The sequence below is a fragment of the candidate division WOR-3 bacterium genome (genome assembly GCA_039801365.1).
Taxonomy (GTDB): Bacteria; Hydrothermota; Tepidihabitantia; order Tepidihabitantales; family Tepidihabitantaceae; genus JBDRUN01.
The window spans coordinates 1-21,534 of sequence record JBDRUN010000025.1 but is presented as its reverse complement, the minus strand read 5'-3'; the positions used below and the strand labels follow the sequence as shown (position 1 = coordinate 21,534).

Genomic DNA, 21,534 nt, shown 5'->3' with positions numbered 1-21,534 from the left:
CGAGAACAACCCAAGCATTTGGTCATTGGCAACCGATCCCGGAGATAACCCGAAGGAGGCGTTATGGTAGTATTCCGCGTTGTCCTTGTGCTTGTCGTCTTTGTGGTGCTTCTTGTTCTGGCCCTGATGAACGTCGAGGAACCGGTCCGCGTCTGGCTTTTCGGTCAGACGTACGAGCAGGTGCCGCTGGCGCTGGTGATGCTCTACTCCTTTGCCTTCGGTGCGGTCTGCGTCGGTATCTTCACCATTGTAACCGAAGTCCAGCTTCGCGCCCGGCTCCGCAATGCGCGCCGCGAGACCGAAGCGTTGCTTGAGGAGCTGTCGGCGTTTCGCAACGCGCCGCTTGAGCCCAGCCCGGTAACAAAGGAACAGGAGGAGTAATGGCAGTCCTTGTCGTCGTTGTCATCATCTTGGTCGTGGTTGCGCTCTACCCGGTGGTACGGGACCTGGTGCGGCGTCGCCCCGGCGCTGCACCGGCCTACGTCGAAGGGCTGCAGTACATGCTTGACAACCGACTGGCCGAGGCTTTTGTCCGGTTCAAGGAAGCAGTGGCCGCTGACCCAAGCAACGTTGACGCCTACGTCCGCCTTGGTGACGTCCTTATCAAGATGGGTGAGACCGAACGTGGGGTGAAGGTCCACGAGAACCTTGCCCTCCGCCGCAATCTCGCGCCGGCCGACGAGACTAGGGTCTTGCGCGCTCTGACCCGGGACTACCTTGCGACCGACCGTAAGCTCAAGGCGGTCTCAAGCCTTGAGGAACTCATCCGACTGGACCCGCACGACATGCGTGCAACCGAAGAGCTGTTCCGGCTGTACCTTGCAACCGCTTCCTGGGACAAGTGCGAAAAACTCGTCCGCTCCATCGGCCACAAGCCGCCCGACCGGACCTGGGCCGCGCTCCTGTTCGCCGAACTCGGCCGGGCCCGCGCTGCAGCTGACCCGAAGCTGGCGCACGAACTGCTCGCTACAGCGCTGCGTCTAGACCGCAACTCCATTGCGGCCCGACTCTATTCCGGCGACCTTGAGATGAGCGAACATAACACTGAAGCTGCAATTCGCAACTGGATGGAACTCCTGGAACTGGCACCGGACCGCAATGTCCTTGTCCGCGAGCGGCTCGAAACCGCGTTTTACGAATCGGGCCGTTACGACGAAATCATCCAGGTATATGAACGACTGCTGCGGAAAGTACCGGACGACGAAGGATTGACTATTGCATTGGCCGAAATCTACCGCAAGCGGGAGGACCTGGTCAAGGCGATACGGCTGCTCGAACGGTTCGGCAAACCCGGCACTCGGACTGTGGCCGACATTGCATTGGCCACGCTCCTGTTCCGGCAAGGCCAGTCAGAACGTGCCATGCAAGTTCTCGAAGCGGTGAACGCCAGGCTGCGAACAAAGCTGCAGCAATGCAGCGGTTGCGGTGCTGACCTGTCCAAGCCCGGACTGGGCTGTGAAAAGTGCCGAGCGATGCTCAGGTGATGTTTGACCAGCCCGGCCACAACCGGTAAGGCCAGATGTCAGAAAAGCTGACCCCTCTGCTTGCCCAATACCGTCGTATCAAGCGCGAGTACGCTGACACCCTGCTGCTATTCCGGGTTGGTGACTTCTACGAGATGTTCTACGAAGACGCCGAAACCGGGTCCCGGGCACTCGGTCTGACCCTCACTTCGCGGCCCCACGGGCGGAACAACCGTGTTCCGCTTGCCGGAGTGCCGGCCAAGACCCTAGATACCTATGTTGGCCGGCTGGTGGCCCAAGGATTCAAGGTCGCGATCTGCGATCAGCTCGAAAGCCCATCCGGTAAACCGGTTGTAGCTCGCGACGTTACCGAAGTAGTGACACCCGGTACCCTCACCCGGCCTGGCCTCTTGGACGAACGCCGCAACAACTTCCTGCTCGCGCTCTCACCTTCTGGCGAGACTGCCGGCCTGGCTTTTGCCGACGTTTCCACCGGTGAGTTTCACTGCGGTGAGGTACCAATCCAGTCCCTTGCTGAAGAGCTGCAGAAACTCGAACCCAGTGAAGTCCTCATTCCTAAGTCCTGGAATCCCGAACCCCGGCTTCTGCCGGCCGGCCCATTCTCCCTTACCCGGCTTGACGACTACTACTTCACCCAAGATTTCTCCTTCGACAAACTCACTAGTGTGCTTGGTGTTGCTAACCTCGACGGCTTCGGCATCGGTGAATTGACCGAGGGCATCTGCGCGGCCGGTGCGGTTCTTCACTACCTGGAAGAAACCAAGAAGAGCGCATTGCCCCACATCCACCGCATTGCACCGTACACTTCGTCCGACCATCTGCTGGTTGACCGAGTATCCCGCCGCAACCTGGAGTTAGTCGAACGGCTGCGGCCGGTGCCCGGCAAGGCCGGCACCCTGCTCTCGACGATCGACCGTACCCGCACCGCGGCCGGCTCAAGGCTGCTGCGGCGGTGGCTCTTGGCTCCGCTTCTCGATCCCGAATCAATCAACGCACGGCTCGACGCGGTCGAAGAGTTGTCACGGGCCGATTCGCCTGTAAAGACGATCCAATCCCTGCTCGCCAAGGTCGGTGACCTGGAACGGGTAGGATCAAGGGTTGCACTCGAAAGGGCCAACGCCCGAGAGCTAGTTGCGCTCAAGAACTGGCTTTCGGTGGTTCCGGACTTGAAGTCCGCGTTGGCTTCGTGCCGTTCAGCTCGGCTCAGCCTGTTCCGTGATTCAATTGAGGATTTCTCTGCTCTTCGGGAGGAGATTGAGAAGGCGCTGAGCGACGACCCGCCAGTCAGCCTGACCGAAGGCGGACTTATCCGAGAGGGGTACAACGATGAGCTCGACGAACTCCGTAGTCTTTCGCGTGATACGAAGCAGCACATCGCCAGGCTGCAGGATGATGAACGCCGCCGTACCGGCATTCCCAACCTGCGGGTTGGGTACAACACCGTGTTCGGCTACTACATCGAAGTCACGAAATCATACCTCTCGCAGGTACCGAAGAACTACTTGCGCAAACAGACCCTGACGGGAGCGGAACGTTTCGTCACCCCGGAACTCAAGGACTACGAAGTCAAGGTGACCACCGCCGAAGAGCGCGCAAGGACAATAGAATACGACCTGTTCGTGGAACTGCGGCGCCGAGTCGGACAAGACGTTGACCGCATCTTGGCGCTCTCTTCCCTTCTTGCCGAAATTGACGTGCTTGCCGGGTTTGCCCAGGCGGCACGCGAAAACCACTACACCCGGCCGGTGGTTGACACTTCTACTGTTCTCGAAATCAAGCGGGGCCGGCATCCGGTAGTCGAGACATTCCTCGACAAGCCGTTTATCCCCAATGACACATTTCTTGACACCCAGGATGAGCAGATTCTTATCATCACCGGCCCAAACATGGCCGGCAAGTCAACTTATCTGCGCCAGGTTGCGCTTATCGTCATTATGGCGCAGACCGGTTCGTTTGTGCCGGCAGCAAGTGCCCGCATCGGCGTCTGCGACAAGATCTTCACCCGTATCGGCGCATCCGACGACGTGACTCAGGGTGTGTCCACCTTTCTCGCCGAAATGAACGAAACCGCTAACATCCTGAACAACGCCACAAATCGAAGTCTTGTGATCCTCGACGAGGTAGGCCGAGGCACGGCAACCAACGACGGCCTTGCCATCGCCTGGGCTACGGTTGAGTATCTTCATGGCGCGCTCGGTTCAGATTCCGGAACTCGGAGTTCGGAGCCCGAACCCCTGACTCGTATCCCGCAGTTACCGACTTCTCCACCGCGTCCGCGTACTTTGTTCGCCACCCACTACCACGAGCTCACCGACATCGCCGTCATGCTGCCGCGCTGCCGTAACTACAACTTCTCGGTCAAGGAGACCAAAGACACGGTGCTTTTCTTGCGCAAGCTCATGCCTGGACCTGCAAGCAAGAGCTATGGTATCGCGGTCGCCCGGCTCGCCGGCCTGCCGGTGTCGGTCATCGAGCGCGCGCGCCAGGTCCTCGCCGACTTTGAGAAAGGCGAACACCTGAGTCTGACCCGATTGGTCCCGAGCGTCCAACGTCCGGAACACAGGGCGACGCCGGAAGCCCCGACCAAGCTCAGAACAGCCGACAGTCGGGGTTTGGAGGAGGAAGCTTCCGAGTTCCGCCGCAGTGCACCAGAGGACGATATCGCGCTTGCCGCAGACCGGCCAGCCGACCATCCAGCCATCGTCCGGCTGCGCGAGCTCAATCTTGAACAGCTCACTCCGCTTCAGGCCCTGAATCTTCTCGCCGAGCTAAAACGCCTGACCGAATAGCAATCGGGCCTCGACCCGAGACGAACAGTGGAAACCTAAAGAAAGGGATAGGCGTAGAAGCAGCGAAGATAATTGGCAGTATCTGCTTTACTCTGCAACCTGGCTGATTTCTTGTGCTCGCTAGGAAGACGATACTAAGGTTCAGGCCGCAGTCCCGGGTTCTCCTCACCCTGTTGCTAGCTCTGAATCTCTGATGCCTTCGTTCTTTCACTACCCGGCCCGCAGCGCCGTGCATCAAGGACATGACGGAACTCTCGGATGTGAGCCGGAGTCGTACCGCAGCAACCGCCGAGGATACCAAGCTTGGTTTCGAGCAGTTCCGGGACACACGTGGCCATGAATTCCGGGGTTTCCGGGTACACGGGCTGACCCTCGGTGATGTCCGGCAGGCCTGCGTTAGGTCTAATCACCAGCGGCCTGTCTGTGACCCGGCGAAACTCGCGCGCAATTTCGACCATTTTCTCGATGCCGTTACCGCAGTTTGAACCGACAAGGTCAGCGCCAGCCTCAACCAGCGACTGGGCCGTCTGAGGAATCGAGTTGCCCATTATCGTGAAAAAGCCTCTCTTGGACCTTTCGAATGTCATCGTTGCCACAAGCAACATGTCCGGGTTTGCCTGCCGCACGGCTCTTACTGCCAGCACCGCTTCGGCAAGGTCGGTCATTGTCTCGACCGCAATCAGGTCCGGTTTGGCTTCAGCAAGAGCCCGGGCCTGAACAGTGTAGTTCTCGAGCACGGTCCCCGGCTCGGTATCGCCGTATGGCTTGAGCAGCTGGCCGCTCGGCCCGACTGAGGCCCAGACATAGCCATTCCCGCGAACTACCTCGCGCACTATCGCTACAGCCTGGCGATTGATTTCCGCGGCCCGGTCCGCAAGTCCGTGTCGAGTCAGCTTCAGGGGCGAAGCGCCAAAAGTATTAGCCTGGAAGACCTCCGCACCCGCGTCCTGATACAGCCGGACGATCTCCTTGAGTAGTCCGGGCTGTGTAAGACAGAACTCCTCAGGCGCTTGCCCGGGCTGTAGTCCGCGCTCGATTAGAAGTGAACCCAGCGCACCGTCTGCGAGAATGGTCTCGCCTGCGGCGATGCGTTCGCGCAGAGGTCTCATCGGCCGACTAGCCGCTTCACGGTTTCAACTGCAGCCGCGGCGTCAAAGGCATAGGCATCCGCGCCAATCTGACTAGCGTATTCGGCCGTCACCGGCGCACCGCCGATGATTGTCTTGACCCGACCGTGCAATCCCCGGGTTCGCAGCAACTCGCATGTCCGCTTCATCATTGGCATTGTGGTTGTCAGTAGTGCGGACATGCCGATAACCCGGCAGTCCCATTGCTCTGCGGCCGCGATAAACCGCTCCGGTGCGACGTCGTTGCCAAGGTCAATCACGTCGAAACCCGCTCCCCTGAGCATGATGCCGACAAGATTCTTGCCGATGTCGTGCAAGTCTCCCTGCACTGTGCCAATGACGACTCTGCCCAGCGGCTCGACTTTCTGCTCAAGCATCAACGGTTTGATGACTTCCAGGCCTGCGTACATTGCGCGGGCTGCAAGTAGAACGTCCGGCAGGAAAATCTCCTGCTTCCGGAAAAGCTCGCCGACTTCGTTCATTCCGGCAATCAGACCCATATCCAGTATTTCCTTTGCTGTACGTCCGGACGCGACCGCTTCACGTGTCAGTTCGGCGACGCGTTCCTCTGCACCCTCTCGCAAACTGGCGGCAATCTGGTTCAGTAATTCCATTGTTACTCCCGGTTGACTAGTTCTGGATTATCCATGCTCTTGACGGGTTTGTCAGATTGTTTCTGTTCGTCGAGCGCCGCAATCCGCTTGCGGCAGCCCGGGTCCCGACATTCAGCGCAGTAGCTGAACCCAGCTTCGAACCGGTGGATCTCTGCCGGACCGCACACGAACACCCCCGACACTGACTTCAGAGGTTCCATCAGGAAACTCTCCCGAAGAGTGATGCCGATTTCTTCCGGCAGCAAGAATCCAAAGAGCCTACGCTGACCGCTCACATGCCAGCCGCAGTAGCCTGGGCTGTAGCGGAGAACAATTCCCGGTTGCCGATTACATACCGCCGAATCTCCAAGTTCGGACCGTTGGTTTCCGATTCCCACTCGATACGACTCTTGGAGCAGGTCGGCCAGTCGCTCAGTGCCGGCCGAGGCCGTAGCATCAAGCACGTATGCGAGTGCGTAGTCGTGGCGTTCAAATCGGAGTCTGATTTCGTCACTCAGGCTGGCGCCGACCGTTCCAGCAAATAGTGCGAGGTGCGTGGCCCGGGGATAGATTGTCGTCAACACCGCGTCTGCGGCGTTGCGTCCCTCACCCAAGAAGACCTTGTCAAATTCCTGTTTCGCGATGTCAGCGTATACACCTACTGGTGTGGCCAGACGTCTGAACAACGCCCGCGCTTCCTCGACAAGTTCAGTGACTTCGGTTGATGTTGGGCCGATTCCAGACATGCCTTCGGCCGCAAACACATCTCGGACATTGGGCAAGCACTGCTCAGGCTTGAACCGGACAACTGTTCTCACGCAACAAGCTCGGGCAGCCGGTCCATCCCGTACGTTTTCGCCTCACTGGTCATCAGCCGCATGAGTTCTCGTTTCACATCTTCGGAGAGCCGCGGAGGCCGCCATGCCGCAACAAGCCTGTCCTTTTCGCGTCGGGCCCGTTCAACAAGCGTCACCCTGCCTTCCTCCTGCCACCGACCTCGGTTTGAGCGGTCAATCACCGGACTTGGAAGGAAGTGTTCGCTCCTCAACCACTTCCGGGTGTGCTTGGATACGAGCAGATGCTTCTCAGCCAGGAGTTCCTCGAACAGTCCGATTGTCGGTAAGTCGTCCTTGGGCTCGATGCCTCTTGCAAGCCGGAGGCACATTCCACAGATGTCGTTGTCGAGCACAAGCTTCTCGAGACTCTGACAGCTCTCAAAGTCGAGCATTCCCGGGCCGGAGACACTGTTGATGCCTGACAGCACAGCCAGGACTGCGCCGATGCCGGTCTCAAACCCGGCCTGGGCATCAAGGAGCTTGGCATCGGACAGCGAGATGTATGCCTGGGTCGGCAGGCCAAGCGATCGGCCAATCTCGGCGTAGGCACAGTCAATCATCATGGTTTCGATCGCGCCCATCGGTGTAGTCTCCCGACGTACGTCGAAGATTGCTGGTGACCCGCCGTACAGTACCGGAGCACCCGGACTTGCGACCTGGCTCAGGACGATGCCGGAGAGAGTCTCGGCCGTGTGCTGTACTAGGGTACCAACAAGCGTGACCGGCGCCATGAACCCTGAGAGGGGCATTGAGATGAACTCGACCGGGATACGGGACCGCGCGCAGTCTACAACATTCTGGGAGGTAACAGTGCTCCACTTCAGTGGCGCAGTCGGACAACAGGAAAAAATGGCGAGTGGCTTGGTGGAAAGCTCTTGCTCCGATCCCCTTACCGCAACCTGCATTTCCTTCATCACCCGAAATGACTCAATCGTGAAACAGCCGGTGACGACCGGCTTTTCGCAGTACAGGAGCGACAGGTACAGCCGGTAGCTATCCGACACCTGCTCCGGCACATCGTCCGGAATCATCGCGGTTGATTGTGCAGCGATGTGTTCAAGACCGGACACGACCTTCGCGTACTCGATATAGTCCTGAGTCTTGGGCCGGCGCATTTCACCCGTCGCCGAGTCGAGAATGTTGAGCGCAGCTGAGCCGGGTGTGAAATAGACATTCAACCCGGTGAAGTCATGGGTCTGGTTCCCGAGCGCGTCATAGAGCTTGAATGAGCGGGGCACTGATTCCAATGCCTTTCGCACCAATGTCTCGGGCAGGAGAATGCGTCTTGTCCCTGATTCGACTTGTGCGCCGCTGGCGGTGAGCATCTCGACGAGCGCGGCATTGTGGATTTCAACCCCGAGGCTTGCGATGACCTTGAATGCCTCGGCCACGACTTGGTGCTTTAGCTCTTCGGAAAGGAAGGAGACAGTGGGCCGCATCCTAAACCAGACACTTTCCGCCAGAAGTCATAGGTCTCGTCCCTGAGCCACTTCCACTGGAGCTTGCGGAGTTACGCCGGTCTCCGTGAGCCGAATGGCCGTCGCTTTCAGTACTACGACCACATTGTGTGGTGATGGGGTAGGCGTTGCGTGTCTGGACACTAGTTCAGTGTAGAAAAGGAATGCCGGCACGTCAACACAATCCGGTGAAGATGGCACGACGGGGATAGTGTGATTGGCAACTTTTCTGGCAGTCTTGGCACACAGCGCATTACACAGGTCGAGTCCGTCGGATACCGGCCCGAAGGCGGTCTCCGGCTCACATGGCTTGACCCCAAGGCATCCAGCATACCTGGTGATGAACAGCTGGTTGAATCGTCTGGGGTCCGCATAGGGTCCGGCAGGCCGTTTCGGCGGATAACGTGATAGAAATGTCCCTCAAAGCACCCGGCAAGGGTTTCGTAGCGGCCGAATTTGCCCCAAGGTGGCGTAGCCCGACGATTGACACAATTGGCCGGCGGTCTATAATTTCCGGGTGAATAGGTGTGATGCAAATCGGAAAGAAGTGCATAGCCTTGTCCAGTTGCATGGCATCGTGTGGCGCTGGTCGGGAACTCCTAGGGAGGTATGACAATGGCTGAGAATCCAACACCCCAAGAACAGGATTCTGGTACGGCGCTGGAGCAGAAGTACGGCGTGCCGTTTGTTGACCTGACGAGTTTTAGGGTGGACTCGGAAGTGTTGCAGATGTTCCCGGAGCAGTTCATGCGTGAAAACAAGCTGATACCGCTGTTCCGCTCCGGCAACACGCTTGCCGTCGCGTTTGTTGACCCTGGCGATGTCGTCAATATTGACGAGGTCCGGCGAATGACCGGCATGGATGTTGAACCGATGGTGTGTCGGGCGTCGGACCTTTTCAGTGCTCTGAACCAGTACTACAAGGCCCCGGACGCACCTGACCTGCCGGATGAACCGGAGATGGTCAGTCTTGACGACCTGCCTGTTGAGGAGGGTGTGGATGCGGACCAGGGTGTCTCGCCGACCAAGATAGAAGAAATGGCGTCTGAGGCACCAGTTGTGCGCTGGGTCAATCAGATGATTATTAGGGCGGTACGCGAGCGTGCCTCAGATATTCACATCGAACCAACCCGTGAGGGTTTGACTGTTCGGTTCCGCATTGATGGTGTCCTGCATCCGATTGTTTCGCCCAAGAAGGCGCTTCAGCTTGCGGTTGTGTCCCGCATCAAGATCATGTCGAAGATGAACATCGCCGAGAAACGTGTGCCCCAGGATGGCCGGTACGGTGCGATCGTTGATGGCCGCGAGATTGACTTCCGGGTTTCGACTTTTCCAACCACCTACGGCGAGACCGTGGTCATGCGTATTCTGGACCGGCTGCGCCTGCTCTCGCTTGACGAACTCGGTCTGGTTGCTGACCGGTTGACGCTGATGCGGGAGATGATCGCCAAGCCCCATGGTGTTATCCTGATTACCGGTCCGACCGGCTGCGGCAAGTCCACAACCGTATACGCCATTCTTGGTGAGATCCGCGGCGCAGATAAGAACATCATCACGATCGAGGACCCGGTCGAGTACGACATTGACAAGATCTGTCAGTCGATGGTCAACGAACAGGCTGGTTACACCTACCTGCGGGGTCTGAAACACATTCTGCGCCAGGACCCGGACGTCATTATGATCGGTGAGATCCGTGACGGCGAGACGGCCGGCGTTGCTATCCGCGCTGCACTGACTGGCCAGCTGGTTTTTTCGACGATTCACACCAACGACGCACCGGGAACAATAACCCGTCTCATTGACATGGGCATCGAGCCGTTCCTGGTTGCGTCGGCCATGGAAGGTACGGTCGCCCAGCGGCTGGTGCGGAAAATCTGCCCCAAATGCAAGGAGGCCTACGATCCACCGCCAGCATTGCTTCAGGAACTTGAGTTGGAGCCGGGTACGGTGTTCTACCGTGGTCGGGGCTGTGACCGATGCCGAAACACTGGTTTCCACGGCCGGGTCGGCATTTTCGAGGTGCTGAAGATGAATGACCGCATTCGTGAACTTGTTGTTACCCGGCCGCCGACGAGTGCGGTCCGGGCTCTGGCTCGGGAGTACGGTATGAAGACCCTTTGGGAGGATGGTATTGAGAAGGTCAAGGCTGGTGTGACGGCAATCGAAGAAGTCATGCGCGAAGCAGAGAAGATAACTATGTAGGAACGGAGGAAACATGCCTTTGTTCAGGTACAAGGTCCGGGATAAGGAGGGTCAGGTTATCTCCGGTACCCTGGAGGGAACTGATGTCGGCTCCGTTGTTGAGAAACTTGACTCCCTTGGCTACATTCCTATCACCATCCGTGAGGAGAAGGGCGGCGGCGGGGTCCAGTTTGACTTCGCACGCTACTTTGAGCGTGTCAAGCCAGTAGACTTGATCAACTTCACACGGCAGTTTGTCACCCTGCATCGCGCCGGATTGCCAATGCTCTCGGCAATAGGTGCGCTTCAGGCCCAGACGCGTTCCAAGCCACTGGCTCGCGCCCTTGATGCCATCCGTAAGGACCTGATGGGTGGTGCGGCGCTGTCAGCAGCAATGGCCAAGTTTCCGCGTATCTTCTCCGAACTCTATGTGAACTCGATCTGGGCAGGTGAAACTGGCGGTGTACTGGACGAGATTCTGGACCGGCTGACCATGTTGCTGGAACACGAACGCAAGCTCCGTTCGGACGTCGGGTCGGCGATGCGGTACCCCATTATCCTGATGATATTCTTTGTCATTGCGGTTATCGTTCTTGCTACCTTCGTACTACCCAAATTCACGCAGCTACTGACCTCGGTTGGTGGCAAGATGCCGCTGCCGACTCAGATTCTTATAGCCGTGACCGACTTCATGGGCCGCTACTGGTACATCATCTTCTTGCTCGGTGCCGGGGTAGCGGTGCTGTTCTATCTTTTCATCCGGACCGGGGCGGGTCGGCTGTGGTGGGACCGGCTAAAGCTCCGTATTCCGATTTTCGGGCCGATTGTCTACAAACTTGCTCTCTCACGGTTCGCGCGGATGTTCGAGACTCTTGACCGGACCGGTCTGCCGATATTGCGCAGTCTCAGTCTGGTTGCGAAGACAGTGGGCAATACGTACGTTGCCGGTGCCATCGAGAAGGTGGCGGAAAGTGTCCGCCGGGGCCGCGGTCTGGCTGCACCGATGCGCGAGGTCGGCGTATTTCCCCCGATGGTCATCCAGATGGTTGCTACCGGTGAGGAATCGGGCGCGCTGGATGACATGCTCAAGCAGGTTTCGGACTACTACGACAGCGAGGTGGAGTACGCCGTGAAGAACCTCACGGGCATGATCGAGCCGGTATTGATCCTGTTCATGGGCGTCGGCGCCATCTTCCTGATCATCGCGATCATCATGCCTTACATGGCGATTCTGTCGAGCTTCGGCTCGGGCGGCGGGTACGGCACTCACTAGGCCGGTCAGCAGCGGGTCTTGCCGGTTGGGTCAATCGTAGCGCGGGTCGGTCATACGTCGAGGTTTTCGACCGCGTGGGCATTTTCCTCAATGAACTGACGTCTAAGTTCGACCTGATCTCCCATCAGGGTCTGAAATATGCGTTCGGCCTCGATTGCGTCCTCCATTCCGACCCGCTTGAGGGTTCGACGCTCCGGATTCATCGTTGTTTCCCAGAGCTGCTCTGGGTTCATCTCACCTAGACCCTTGTATCGCTGGACTTCGAACTTCGCGCCCTTCTGTTTCTTGGCGAAGATCTCGAGTTCTTCGTCAGAGTACAGGTACTGCTCAACCTTGCCCAGTTTCACCCGGTACAGCGGCGGCTGCGCGATGTACACATAGCCGGCGTCAATTAGTGGCTGCATGAAACGATAGAAGAAAGTCAGCAGCAGGGTTCTGATGTGAGAGCCATCCACGTCGGCATCGGTCATGATGACAATCTTATGATAGCGCGCTTTGCTTGCATCGAAGTCCTCTTCGCCAATTCCAGCACCCACGGCTGAGATTATCGTCCGGATTTCGCTGTTCGAGAGAACCCGGTTGATGCCGGATTTCTCGACATTCAGTATCTTGCCGCGCAGCGGAAGTATTGCCTGGAACCTCCGGTCCCGACCCTGCTTTGCCGAGCCACCGGCTGAGTCGCCTTCGACGATGTAAAGTTCGCTCTCGGCCGGGTCCTCGGATGAGCAGTCAGCGAGTTTTCCGGGGAGAGTGTCGGATTCCAGAAGCGAACGCCGGCGGGCAAGTTCCCGGGCCTTGCGCGCTGCAGCTCGAGCTCGGGCCGCAGCTACTACCTTGTCAACGATCTTGTTTGCGACTCTGGGATTCTCTTCCAGATAGGCCGAGAGCTTTTCGTTGACGATGGACTCGACAATTCCCTTTGCCTCGCTGTTACCAAGCTTGGTCTTGGTCTGGCCTTCGAATTGTGGATCACCGATTTTGACCGATACGACCGCAGTGAGACCCTCACGGACGTCCTCGCCTGACAGTTCAATGTCTTCCTTGAGGGACTGGGTCTTGCGGGCGTAGTCGTTTATCGTCCGGGTGAGTGCCGCCTTGAATCCGGAGAGATGGGTACCGCCCTCGTGGGTGTTGATAGTGTTGGCAAACGAGAAGATGTTCTCGACGTAGCCGTCGTTGTATTCGAACGCACAGCCGACTTCAATTCCCTCTCGTTTGTCCTCGATCAGGATTGGCCGGTGCAGCCGGTTTCGGCCAGCGTCAAGGTAGGAGACGAAGTCGACCAGACCATTGGCAAACTGGAATTCGTCCTTCCGCTGGGTCCGTTCGTCAACGAGTACGATCTTCAGACCCGAGTTCAGATAAGCGAGCTCGCGCAGCCGGGCGGCCAGAATGTCGTACTTGAAGGATACTTTCTTGAATATCTCCTCATCGGGCTTGAAGGTAATCTTGGTTCCGGTGTGTTTGACACTGCCATACGTCCGGAGTTTGCCCTTTGTTACGCCCCGCTCGAACTCGAGTTCGTGAATCTTTCCATCCCGGTAAACTTCGGCTTTCAGGTACTCGGAGAGAGCATTTACAACCGAAACACCGACGCCGTGCAGTCCACCAGAGATCTGGTAAACCTTGTGGCCGAACTTGGCACCGGAGTGCAGCACGGTAAGCACGACCTCAAGCGCCGATCGCTTTTCAGTCGGGTGGATGTCAACGGGAATACCACGACCATTGTCCTCAACTGAGACTTCGTTGTCGGACAGAATCGTGACCGTAATCTTGTCGCAGAAGCCGGCTAATGCCTCGTCAATGGCATTGTCCACGACTTCATAGACGAGATGATGAACCCCGCGTATGCCGATGTCGCCAATGTACATTGCGGGCCTGCGGCGGACTGCCTCAAGCCCTTTCAGGACATGGATTTGTGCTGCATTGTATGCTTCGCCCATACGGTTAGTATCTTACCCGGTATGAGTGGAAAATCAAGGGCCGATGCTACGGCAGGAGGCCGAAAACTTGCTCGCTATCGCGTAACGACCAGCTTGCTTGTGCTGCGAGTCGAACCGGACTGGCAGACAAGCAGGTAAACGCCATCGGCAAGTTCTTCGGGCCGACTCCAAATCAACCGGGCCGGAGTGGGGCAGACGTCGGCTATCTTCTGGACAATAGTACCGTTGGTTCGGTACAGTTCCACCAGGGTGCGTTGCTTGCCAGGAGCAAGTACGATTTGTGCCCGAGTCCGTACCACAGAAGGTTGGACAGTGAGTTCGTTGTTCGTCGTGTGTCGTTCTGTCTCCGGTTCGGTAATGCCGATGATACCTCGTCCCAGCAGGCTTGAGCCCGCCGCGGCACAGTAGACAGCACCGGTGTCGTCGGGGCGTCGCTCAAGCAGGAGGACAGTCCGGCTCGAAAAACCGATCGTGTCGCGTTGCCAAGTCAAGCCGTGGTTGGTGGTAAAGAATAGACCTTGGGTGTCAGTGCCGGCGAACACTTGGTCTATGTTATTGGAGCCGGGAAGGACCGCAGACACGTGACCGAGCCCCAAGTTCACCCAGCCCGCGCCCCGGTTTAGACTGCGAAAAACACCAGCGTCGGTTGCGCAGAAGAAGCAGTTAGTGTCAGCCGGACTCAGGGCGAAATCACGCATGAGCGTGCCCGAAACTCCGAAATCCAGTCGGCCCCAAGTGTTGCCATGAGTAGAGCTGCGGTACAGGGCTGCGGCGTTGTTCTCCGTGCCCCAGGCATAGAGAGTTTCGCCCGAACCAGTAAACTGAAATCCAACGCAGGTCCCGCGCGGACCCCGGCTTAGCAGGGAGAACCAAGTCTTTCCTGCGGATGTGGACTTCAATATGCTGAACTGTTCTGGATCGGAAGAGGAAACTCGCCTTGAACCCCAAGCATACAGCGTGTCCGGACCGAATGGGTGATAGCACACACCGCGGGCCCGGAAGTTTTCTGCCATGCGGAAGCAAACCCAGGAATCCCCGCGGTCAGTCGTGAGATGCAGATTCGAGTCGAATCCGGTGACGGCGACAACAGTGTCGGGCGAACGTGGGTTGATGGCTAGGCCGGTCGTCATGCCGCTAGCCGGGAACAGACCAAGCGTCGTCTCCCAGGTCAAGCCGCGGTCACGACTTCGTAGGATACCCCAGCCAGGCGGACAGGTGTACATCGTCTCACTGGCCGCCGGGGGATAGTACAGGAAGGGTACGGTGACGCACGCAAGGTTAGACGCTATCCTGGTCCAGACATAGCCGCCGTTTGTGGTATGAAACACGCCGGCACCGCTGGCCGCATACAGCTCAAGTGGTAGGCTGGGATTCGGCTCTAGCCAGCGGGTCAGGGTGCCAGAGAAATCAGTTGTCTCCGCAGTCCAGTTGAGGCCGTTATCATTGGACCGGAAAACAAGGTTGTCCGAGCCGGCGTAGCCGTAGTGGGGTGAGGCTGGTGCGAACACGACGGACCAGGCCGGGACCGGTTTGCGCAGGGCCCAGGACTGACCCGAGTTGGTCGAACGGTAGATGCCGGCATCGGTGCCGGTTACGAGCACTGCGCTGTCTACTGGGCTGACTGCAAGGCCGAACGCCGTGCTGCCGCCAAGACCGGAAGAAATGCTGGACCAGCTACCGCCAGAGTTGCCGGTGGCATAAAGTTGTGGGGTGTTGTTTACCGTGCCGCCGCAGAAGACTCGTTGGGGCCGGGCCGGGTCAAGTACGAGCAGGGTTGCCGCTGCCTCGAATCCTGTACCGAGGAGAAATCTGGTCCAGGTCGCGCCCGAGTCGTTTGAACGGAATACACCGATGGCGGCCGAATCGCCGAGCATCAGTGTTGCCGCGGCCCAGAGCGTGGCCGAGTTGCCCGGTACAACGGCCAGTCGAGTGATGCAGGCATCAGCGCCCAGGGAGCCGCGTACGCGCCAGGAATAGCCGTAGTCGGTTGTGCGGTACACCTTGCCCGACTTGCCGCCGCAGTACAGGGTAAGGGACCGGTTCGGGTCGGACGCGATTGCGTGAATCCGGTCATGAATTGTGTCGCGCACAGTCCAGTTCGTACCGCGGTTCGAGGTGTAGTAAATACGTGCCGGCTGGCCTTCGGTAACAAGGAATACGTCGTCTGGGAAGTTACGGACCGTGGCCATGGCGGCGACGGTCGCACCTGTGGGGCCGAGTTGCTGCCAGTTCTGGGCGGTCGCGGTGCCTGCCACCATGCCGAGACAAGCAATGACGCAGAGTGCTTTCATGCTACCTCCTGCAGCACAGTTCTTGGCTTCTGACTAGATCCGGTTCTGAGCGGTTCATGTCGCAGTGGTTCAATCTGTTCGATCTTGCTCCGTAGTATCCTTATGTCTCCGGTCTACTACTCGTTCTTCGACCGGCAACGCGGTCTGGTCGGTTTCAACTCTGATGGCCAGTTTCTCTCCGAACGCAGATAGCCGCCGGGCTGCGTCGTCGTAGCGGCTGTGCGCATCCTTCAAGTGCTTGCCAAGTACTTCGAATTCGGTCCGGAATCGGCCAAAATCCTGCTCAAGACGACCGAGGTGGCTAAGGATTTCCTCGGCCCGTTTCTCAATCTGGAATCCGCGCAGGCCCAGCACGATGGTTTGAAGGTTGGCATATAGCGTATTGGGCGATACCGGCACGACCCGGTGCGCTACCGCGTACGCACCGATGCTGTCCTCGTCCGGATCTGGCCGGATGACTGTCTCGTAATACACATTCTCGGCCAGGATGTACATCAGGGCAAAGTCAAAGGTGCCCTCGTCCGGCCTAATGTACTTTGCCGCGATGGTGTCCACGTGCTTGCGCACGTCAGCGGCGAACTGTCGCCGGGCAGTCCTGCGTTCGGATTCCGTAGCCGCAGCCAGCATGCGCTTGAAGTTCTCCAGCGGGAACTTCGAGTCAATCGGAATGAGTTTGCCGCCAAGCCGGACCACGGCATCAACCTTCTCACCGGACCGGAACTTGTACTGAGTCTGGTAGTGATTTGGGACGACTTGGCGCAGGAGGTCCTCAAGAAATAGCTCGCCGATTTCGCCGCGAAGCTTGGGCGCACGCAGGATTTCCTGTAATGAGGCGATGTCCTTGCCGACGTCCAGAATCTGCTTTGATGCTTGGGACAGTTCACCCAGTCCGGCCGACACCTTGGTCACGATGCCGACCGCACTATCGAGCCGCTGGCCGATAAGTCCGGTAGTTGCCTCCAGTCGGCGGTCGAGTGCCTCAAGGTGCTGATTGAGCTGGACTGCACTCTGGTTCAGTGAATCGCGGGTTTCTCGACGAAGGGCTTCGAATTGCTGCTGGAGCAGGGCAAGACTCTGGGTATCGGCTGGTGTACGGCGGCTGCGGCTGACCATGACCGCGAGCGTGACGAGAAATGCAAGGGCGAACACCGCAGCCGAAGCCAGAAGGACGAAATTCATGCGATGCTGGTTACCGGGGTTTTGTCCAAAGTCATTGGCACAGTCCGAGACATTAGCATAAGACAATGGAGGCCCCGGTCAAGCCGGTCGTTTCGCACTGGGGGCAGCCCGGGTATTCCCCTACGTCTTCGCATCTTGCGTGATAGCTGCAGAGACAGCAGTTCATCATCGTCGAGTGTAGGCACACTGCCTTGACGTTCATAGAAAGGCAGTTTGCCTAGAAAGTGGCAGTCTTCCAGTTGCGGCAAAGTCTGCACTTCCGAACCGGTCAGCTACATTTTTCTTGACGAGGCGGTCCTGGTTACTATGATTTCTCGCCGTTTGCCCGGGGCCAGGCGAACGGCCGCGAGGTGTTCGAGGCCCGAAGGAAAAGCTTGTAGGTAGTTCGGAGTCTATGAGTCCGTGAGCGTTGCCAGCCCGAATCGGAGCGCAGCGGAGGCAGCCACCGCGTGGCTGAACCGTAGTCCCTGGAACGAATCTCAAGCTAGGCACTGACCGGAGGTATGTAAGGATGGCAAAGCGCGTGTTCGTGGGGAATCTTCCCTTCAGCGCGACCGAGGACCAGTTGCGCGACCTGTTCGCTCAGCATGGTGAAGTCACCTCGGTAGACATCGTTCGCGACAAGTTCACCGACCGTTCCCGAGGGTTCGCGTTTGTCGAGATGGCATCGGACGCAGAAGCTGCCGCCGCCATCGCCGCACTTAACGGTTACAACCTCGAGAACCGGCCTCTGACCGTCAATGAAGCCCGTCCCCGCACTGAGGGCGGACGTGGCGGTCAGCGCGGTGGCAACCGCAACTCCGCTGATCGCTGGTAGGGTTCTCAGACTGCTTCCGGGGCGGCCTACGGCCGCCCCGTTGCTTCTGTTCTGCTCCTTAGTCGTGCAGACCGGAACTCAGGTTCCGCACTTCTGCGGACAGACTCCCACGCAGCACTGCTTGACGGACTCAGGTAGGCTGCTACAATAGCCGCGCAAGCTGCCGAGCGTCGAACCGAGTCCCGGCCGATCGGCTCGGACTCCGAAGCCGGTATCTTGGACAAAATAACAAACAAAGGAGGCGCCATGCGCAGATGGATTGCAGCGGCCGTGTTGCTTGTAGTGATCGTGCCATTCGTAGGAGGCTGCACTAAGCCAACTAAACTGGTAGGAAGGTTGATTCTGCAGACCGGCCAGTCGGGCGATGTGCAGAATTGCAGGGTCCAACTGTTTGAGAAGTCCGACCTCACTGGCACGCCGGTAAAGGAAGTGGCCTCAAAGCAGAATACCACGGTCAACTCGCCGTTCGAGTTTACCGACGTCATTGAGGGGTACTACTACATCCTGGCCTGGAAGGACTTGAACCTTGACGGCGTGCTCAGTGACAAGGACATCGTCGGGGTCCACGGCGGTACCTACCGGCCCGGTTACGGCGGAACTCAGGTCACGGTGACTAAGGGCAAGACGACCGACGTCGGCGAGATCGTCATGCTCATCTACAAGGAACTGAAGGTGAACACCAGCGGTTCGCGCACCCAGGGAGGAGCAGTCACGAATTTCACCTACCAGTTCAACTACGACCTGACACTAACCCGGTTTTCGGTCGTTTTCCCTGACGAGCCCGGCGTCGAATATGAAGACAACAGGCAGCCCGGAGCAAAGACCGCAGGTGTGGTTTACAATTCTGACGGCTGGAACATGGGCGGCCTTCCGATGCCGACCGGTAACCACATCCTGCGATTTCAGGGAACCTGGGATGGAACGGCTTTTGACATCAGAGACACTGTCGTCGTAAATTAGTCTGGTCGGCAGTAGAGTAAATCGCCGGAGCACCGTTGTTCGGCTCCGGCGATTCCTTTTGGCGCTGCGTCGTAGTGTGCCGCGCCGGTCTGGTCGGTCTGTCGGTTCGTAATGACGCAGAGCGACCGGAACAGTGTCGTACCCGGGTTCTCGATAACCGTATGTTTCCTTCACCGGAAGGACAAGTTCTAGGTCGCTGGCTGACGGTCCGACCGCCCCTGTATTGTCAATAGGTCTGCAACGGGCTTAGATTCGAAAGACAGTAGCGTGCATGGGGGGAGCTTGGAGTTCAGTTCGGCTCGGTGTGAAAGTGGGAGCTTAGGGATCGAGTTTCTGCCCGGCCAAGAGCCACCTACCGGCGGGCTCCGTGTCATACCCCGAATGGAAAATCGTCGTGTCGGGCAGACCACCTTGCTTTGTTCAGTCAGGGCAGGTAAGCGACGGCGGCCGGGTCGTAACCTTGCTTGTTTTGGCAGATGACAGTGGCAGTCGCGGCGGACGAGGTCAGACTTTCGGATTTGGCTATCGGGGAAAGTCAAACCAGAGCTTGGGTAAGACACGCTGCACGACTTGACCGCATCTTTTGGCCGGACCGAGTTGCCGGGTCAGGACCGGACCAGCAGACGCTTGAGGAAGCGGCCGGTGTGCGAAGCCGGAATCTGCACAACGTGTTCGGGCGTGCCGGCCGCTACCACAAAGCCGCCCTCGTCACCGCCTTCTGGTCCGAGGTCAATTATCCAGTCCGCACACTTGACGACTTCAAGGTTGTGTTCGATGACGATTACGGTGTTCCCCCGGCCCACGAGCCGGTCGAGGACGCCGAGAAGCAGCCGGACGTCTTCGAAGTGCAGGCCGGTGGTGGGTTCGTCGAGGAGGTAGAGTGTGCGGCCAGTGGCTATCTTGGATAGCTCCCTTGCCAGCTTGATACGCTGGGCCTCGCCACCGGACAGGGTTGGTGCGGGCTGCCCGAGTTTGATGTAGCCCAGCCCGACGTCAGCCAGAAGTTTGAGCTTGCGGGTGATGAAAGGGACGTTCGCAAAGAAATCCACTGCTTCGTCAACGCTCATTCCTAGGACCTCGCTGATATTCTTGCCCTTGTAGCGGACTTCGAGGGTTTCGCGGTTATACCGTCTGCCCTTGCACACATCGCAGGTGACATAGACGTCGGGTAGAAAGTGCATTTCGACCTTGATAATACCGTCACCACCGCATGCTTCGCACCGGCCGCCGCGGACATTGAACGAGAACCGGCCAGGCTTGTAGCCACGCATCCTTGCCTCCTTGGTCCGGGCGAAGACATCACGAATCGGTGAGAATGCGCCGGTATAGGTGGCAGCATTGGAGCGGGGCGTGCGACCAATCGGCGACTGGTCAATACTGACCACCTTGTCAATATGTTCCAGCCCGGTAATGTGATCGTGGGCACCGGGTTTGTTGCGCGCACCGTAGAAATGTCGAGCCAGGGCCCGGTACAGGACGTCCGCCACTAGTGTGCTCTTGCCTGAGCCGGATACGCCGGTGACACAGACAAACAATCCAAGTGGGAAACGGACGGTGATGTTCTTGAGATTGTTTTCCCGGCAGCCGCTGACTTCGAGCCAGGCCGGACCGGGGGCGCGACGCTGGGCCGGTAAAGGAATGGTTCTCCGACCGGCAAGGTAGTCACCGGTCAACGATTCGGGGCAGTCCTCAATGTCCTCGGGCCGGCCCTGAGCAACGACACGGCCGCCGTTTTCGCCCGCACCTGGACCCAGGTCAATGACATAGTCGGCAGAACGGATGGTCTCCTCGTCATGTTCAACCACAATCACGGTATTACCCAAGTCGCGTAGGCGTTCAAGTGTGGCAAGCAATCGGCGGTTGTCACGCTGGTGCAGACCGATCGATGGTTCGTCGAGAATGTAACAGACCCCAACAAGGCCGGAGCCAATCTGGGTCGCAAGCCGAACCCGTTGGGCTTCGCCACCGCCGAGAGTTTCTGATGCCCGGTCGAGGGTGAGGTAGCCTAGGCCAACAGTATCGAGGAATCCGAGTCGCCTGACGAGTTCTCTGATTACTTCTCGGGCAATGGTTTTTTCCTTGTCATTCAGTTCCAGCCCGCCACTGAAGTATTCATGCGCCTGTTTGACCGACATCGAGGCGACCTGAGCGATGTTGCGGCCGGCGATACGGACGGCCAGGGCTTCGGGTTTGAGCCGCGTACCATTGCAGGCCGGGCAGGGTAGTATTGACATGAACTGTTCGACCCATTCACGCCGGTAATCTGATTCGGTCTCGTGATGGATGCGCATCAGGTAAGGCGCAATGCCTTCGTAGGTCGAGTCCCATACCCAATCGTGCTCCTCACCCTGGTAGCGGATAGTCATTGTCTCGTCCGAACCTTCGAGGATGATTTTCCGGATGCGGGCTGGCAGGTCCTTCCAGGGAGTGGTAAGCTTGAACTTGTACTTGCTGGCGAGGGCACGCAGCTTGGCATTGAGCCATTCCCCGCGTTCACGGGCTTCGCCCCAGGGTGCAAGCGCACCGTCGAGAATCGAAAGCGACGGGTCGGCAATAAGACGGTCTGGGTCAACCTCCATCTGGGTGCCAAGTCCGTGGCAGGCC

General features: G+C 58.4%; 15 protein-coding genes. 7 read left to right on the top strand and 8 right to left on the bottom strand.

Annotated elements, in window-relative coordinates:
* Nucleotides 1-63: 63 nt before the first annotated feature.
* The 3 genes from ABIL25_04975 to mutS are packed head-to-tail and all read left to right on the top strand — an operon-like array spanning nucleotide 64 to nucleotide 4,273.
* Nucleotides 64-381, top strand: coding sequence for a LapA family protein (locus tag ABIL25_04975; protein MEO0081631.1), 318 nt, complete (start codon nucleotides 64-66; stop codon nucleotides 379-381).
* Nucleotides 381-1,484, top strand: a complete 1,104-nt coding sequence (locus tag ABIL25_04970) for a tetratricopeptide repeat protein (GenBank protein ID MEO0081630.1) — start codon at nucleotides 381-383, stop codon at nucleotides 1,482-1,484. Before ABIL25_04975 ends, ABIL25_04970 begins: the two co-directional genes overlap by 1 nt.
* Before the next feature lie 35 nt (nucleotides 1,485-1,519).
* Nucleotides 1,520-4,273: a DNA mismatch repair protein MutS gene (mutS, locus tag ABIL25_04965; GenBank protein ID MEO0081629.1), complete on the top strand. Its 2,754-nt coding sequence runs from the start codon at nucleotides 1,520-1,522 to the stop codon at nucleotides 4,271-4,273.
* A 176-nt stretch (nucleotides 4,274-4,449) separates the two neighbouring features.
* On the opposite strand, the gene ABIL25_04960 is transcribed toward mutS, so the two are convergent.
* Genes ABIL25_04960 through ABIL25_04945 form a run of 4 tightly spaced genes read right to left on the bottom strand, consistent with a single transcriptional unit; the run spans nucleotide 4,450 to nucleotide 8,268 of the window.
* On the bottom strand, nucleotides 4,450-5,382 hold the full coding sequence (locus ABIL25_04960) for a homocysteine S-methyltransferase family protein (GenBank protein MEO0081628.1): 933 nt from the start codon (nucleotides 5,380-5,382) through the stop codon (nucleotides 4,450-4,452).
* Nucleotides 5,379-6,014: a corrinoid protein gene (locus tag ABIL25_04955; protein MEO0081627.1), complete on the bottom strand. Its 636-nt coding sequence runs from the start codon at nucleotides 6,012-6,014 to the stop codon at nucleotides 5,379-5,381. The genes ABIL25_04960 and ABIL25_04955 overlap by 4 nt, the downstream gene beginning before the upstream one ends.
* Nucleotides 6,015-6,016: 2 nt before the next feature.
* A complete protein-coding gene (locus tag ABIL25_04950) occupies nucleotides 6,017-6,811 on the bottom strand; it encodes a vitamin B12 dependent-methionine synthase activation domain-containing protein (GenBank protein ID MEO0081626.1) in 795 nt (264 codons plus the stop codon).
* Nucleotides 6,808-8,268 carry a trimethylamine methyltransferase family protein gene (locus ABIL25_04945; protein ID MEO0081625.1) on the bottom strand — a complete coding sequence of 487 codons (1,461 nt, stop codon included), beginning with the start codon at nucleotides 8,266-8,268 and terminating at the stop codon, nucleotides 6,808-6,810. The genes ABIL25_04950 and ABIL25_04945 overlap by 4 nt, the downstream gene beginning before the upstream one ends.
* Before the next feature lie 633 nt (nucleotides 8,269-8,901).
* Here ABIL25_04945 and ABIL25_04940 point away from each other — a divergent pair.
* Nucleotides 8,902-10,488 carry a GspE/PulE family protein gene (locus ABIL25_04940; GenBank protein ID MEO0081624.1) on the top strand — a complete coding sequence of 529 codons (1,587 nt, stop codon included), beginning with the start codon at nucleotides 8,902-8,904 and terminating at the stop codon, nucleotides 10,486-10,488.
* Between the two features lie 13 nt (nucleotides 10,489-10,501).
* Nucleotides 10,502-11,740: a type II secretion system F family protein gene (locus ABIL25_04935; protein ID MEO0081623.1), complete on the top strand. Its 1,239-nt coding sequence runs from the start codon at nucleotides 10,502-10,504 to the stop codon at nucleotides 11,738-11,740.
* Nucleotides 11,741-11,790: 50 nt separating this feature from the next.
* Here ABIL25_04935 and gyrB read toward each other — a convergent pair whose 3' ends face one another.
* The 3 genes from gyrB to ABIL25_04920 form a co-directional block, all read right to left on the bottom strand.
* Nucleotides 11,791-13,683, bottom strand: coding sequence for a DNA topoisomerase (ATP-hydrolyzing) subunit B (gyrB, locus tag ABIL25_04930; GenBank protein ID MEO0081622.1), 1,893 nt, complete (start codon nucleotides 13,681-13,683; stop codon nucleotides 11,791-11,793).
* 74 nt (nucleotides 13,684-13,757) lie between these two features.
* Nucleotides 13,758-15,974: a hypothetical protein gene (locus ABIL25_04925; protein ID MEO0081621.1), complete on the bottom strand. Its 2,217-nt coding sequence runs from the start codon at nucleotides 15,972-15,974 to the stop codon at nucleotides 13,758-13,760.
* 69 nt (nucleotides 15,975-16,043) lie between these two features.
* Complete coding sequence (locus ABIL25_04920; protein MEO0081620.1) at nucleotides 16,044-17,153, bottom strand: DNA recombination protein RmuC; 1,110 nt, start codon at nucleotides 17,151-17,153, stop codon at nucleotides 16,044-16,046.
* Nucleotides 17,154-17,664: 511 nt separating this feature from the next.
* Here ABIL25_04920 and ABIL25_04915 point away from each other — a divergent pair.
* Nucleotides 17,665-17,970 carry an RNA-binding protein gene (locus tag ABIL25_04915; GenBank protein MEO0081619.1) on the top strand — a complete coding sequence of 102 codons (306 nt, stop codon included), beginning with the start codon at nucleotides 17,665-17,667 and terminating at the stop codon, nucleotides 17,968-17,970.
* Nucleotides 17,971-18,216: 246 nt separating this feature from the next.
* On the top strand, nucleotides 18,217-18,930 hold the full coding sequence (locus ABIL25_04910; protein MEO0081618.1) for a hypothetical protein: 714 nt from the start codon (nucleotides 18,217-18,219) through the stop codon (nucleotides 18,928-18,930).
* Nucleotides 18,931-19,535: 605 nt separating this feature from the next.
* On the opposite strand, the gene uvrA is transcribed toward ABIL25_04910, so the two are convergent.
* Nucleotides 19,536-21,534 (bottom strand): excinuclease ABC subunit UvrA (uvrA, locus tag ABIL25_04905; GenBank protein MEO0081617.1); only part of this gene is annotated, 1,999 nt, incomplete at its 5' end.